At 69.1% G+C, this 2819-nt stretch carries 1 protein-coding gene and 1 pseudogene; both read left to right on the plus strand.

All coding sequences use genetic code 11. The features are described from left to right. A pseudogene (locus tag EOINJALH_RS00590) lies at positions 1–388 on the plus strand (diguanylate cyclase); the annotation flags it as partial. Between the two features lie 49 nt (positions 389–437). Continuing rightward, a partial coding sequence (locus EOINJALH_RS00595; protein ID WP_088278372.1) for a HAMP domain-containing protein occupies positions 438–2819 on the plus strand: 2382 nt, incomplete at its 3' end.

Below are 2819 nucleotides of genomic sequence, written 5' to 3' on the forward strand. Positions count from 1 at the left end.
GGCCGCCCAGGAGATCGGCAACCTCGCCGGCTCGTCGGTGCAGATGGCCGAGAAGGCCGGTGCCTTGCTGGCCGAGATGGTGCCCTCGATCCGCAAGACCAGCGAGCTGGTGCAGGAGATCGCCGCGGCCTCTGGCGAGCAGACCAATTCGGTGGGCCAGATCAATGCCGCCATGGGCCAGGTGAATGCCAGCACTCAGCAGAACGCCAGCGCCTCCGAGGAGCTGTCGGCCACGGCCGAGGAGTTGTCGGCCCAGGCCGCGCGCTTGCAGGACCTGATGGGCTTCTTCCGCCTGGAAGACCACGCGCGCGGGGCCGCCGAGGCACCCGCCCACCGTTCAGCGGCGATGGCCCGCAAGCCCCGCCGACCGGCCGCCCAGATGGCCTGATCGCCTGCCCCACACATCGAACACACCCCCACGTCCGTCCGGAGTTCCCATGAGCGCTGCCCAGTCCCCAACCTCCACCCACCGCGATCCGTGGATCTTCGCCCCCGTGGCGCCACTGTTGCGCCGGCTGGGCCTGTCGGCCAAGGTGGCGCTGATCGCGGTGGCCCTGCTGGTGCCGCTGATGGCCACGCTGGCGAACCTGGTCAACCGATACCAGGCTGACCTCTCCTACACCCAGGACGAACTGGCGGGCACGCATGTGTCGCACGAGTTGCTCGACCTGATGCAGCAGTTGCAGGACCACCGCGGCCTGACCGGCATCGTCAAGCAAGGCGTTGCCGCGGCAGCGCCGAAGATCGACGTGACCCGCAAGCAGATCGCCGCGGCCGTTGCCGACGTCGACAAGCAAGTGCAGGCGCACCCGCAGTTCGAGCTGGCCACGGCCTGGGCGCCGCTGAAGGCCCGGGCGGTCAAGCTGGCCGCCGGCGAGGCGCCCGCCGACCCCGGCGAGTCGTTCAAGGCGCACACGGCACTGATCACGGAACTGCACACGCTGGTCATCCTGGCGGCCGAGAAGTCGGGTCTGCTGCTCGACCCGGAAGCGGCGTCGTTCCTGATGATGGACATCTTCATCGAGCGCTCGTTCCACTACAGCGAGGCTGTGGCGCGGCTGCGTGGCATCGCCGCACAGGCCCTGGCCCGCGGCGAGTGGACGAGCGTGGACGAGGCGGCCTACGCCGGCCAGGAATCGCAGATGGCCCTGGCCACCCTGGGCATCCAGCGCCGACTCGACGCGCTCGTCCGCGCGTCCGAACCCAAGCCGGCAGGCTGGAGCGACGCCAACCAGGCGGTCGACGCGCTGGTGCTGGGCATCGACGGATGGGCCCGGCCGGGCAAGGTCAAGGGCGACGCGCTGGCGCTGTTCGCGCAGGGCACCGAGGCGATCGAGAAGATCGACGTGTTCCACAACGCCGTGACCCAGCGCATGGAGGGCCTGCTGACCGAGCGCGTGCACCGCATCGAACAGCAGCGCGCGGTGATCCTGGCCATCACCGCGGCGGCGCTGGTGATCGCCATCTACCTGTTCCTGGTCATTCGCCATTCGCTGCAGCGTGCCGCCGGCCAGCTGCGCGCCGGCGCCGAGCGCGTGGCCGCCGGCGACCTGGCCGAGCCGGTGAAGGTGGACGGGCGCGACGAGTTCGCCGCCATCGCGGCATCGTTCGACACCGTCCGCGGCACGCTGAACCGACTGATCGCCGACATGAACAACATGTCGACCGAGCACGAGCGCGGCGACATCGACGTGGTCATCGACGGCCAGCAGTTCGCGGGCGACTACCGCACGATGGCCCAGGGCGTGAACGACATGGTCGGCGCACACATCGCTGTCAAGAAGATGGCCATGGGCGTGGTCGCCGAATTCGGTCGCGGCAACTACGATGCGCCGCTCGAGCAGTTGCCCGGCAAGAAGGCCTTCATCAACGACACCATCGAGCGGGTGCGTGGCCTGCTGCGCGACGCCGCCACGACCGCCCAGGAGAACCAGCGCATCCGCCTGGCCCTCGACGGCGTGCCCAGCGCCGTGATGATCGCCGACACAGACGGGCAGATCGTCTACGCCAACCATTCGGTGATGGCGCTGCTGCGCGGCATCGAGGCCGACCTGCGCACGCGCCTGCCGAACTTCTCGGCTCAGCGCGAGAAGATCATCGGCGCCAACTTCGACATCTTCCACAAGAACCCGTCGCACCAGCGCTCGCTGTTGGCCGGCATGACTGCGCCGCATACCGCGCAATGGAAGTTCGGCGACAAGTCCGTCCGCCTCACCGCCAGCCCGATCAACACCGCCGAAGGCGTGCGCGCCGGCGCGGTGCTCGAGTGGGTCGACCGCACCGCCGAAGTCAAGGCCGAGGAAGACATTGCCGCACTGGTGCAGGCCGCGGCCGGCGGCGAGTTCTCGCGTCGCCTGGACGTCAGCCAGCAGACCGGGTTCTTCAAGATCCTGGGCGAAGGCATGAACCAGCTGGTGTCCACCACCGAGAGCAACCTGCGTCAGGTCGGCGAGACCATCAACCGAGTCGCGCAAGGCGATCTTCAGCACGACCTGGAAGGTGACTTCGGCGGCGTCTTCGCCCAACTGCAGTCCGACCTGAACGCCATGTCCGACCAACTGCGCAGCACCATCTCGCAGGTCTCCACGGCCGCGGCCGCGTTGAACTCCGCCGCGGGCCAGGTGTCGTCGACCTCGCAGTCACTGTCGCAGTCGTCGTCCGAACAGGCCGCCAGCGTCGAGGAAACCGCCGCGTCGCTGCAGGAGATGGCCTCGTCGGTGAAGCAGAACTCCGACAACGCCAGCGTCACCGACGGCATGGCCGCCAAGGCCGCCCGCGAGGCCGGCGAAGGCGCCAGCGCCGTGGCCCGCACCGTGGAG

Origin of the sequence: Ideonella sp. A 288 (assembly GCF_002198735.1) — a bacterium.
Lineage (GTDB): Bacteria > Pseudomonadota > Gammaproteobacteria > Burkholderiales > Burkholderiaceae_C > Pseudaquabacterium.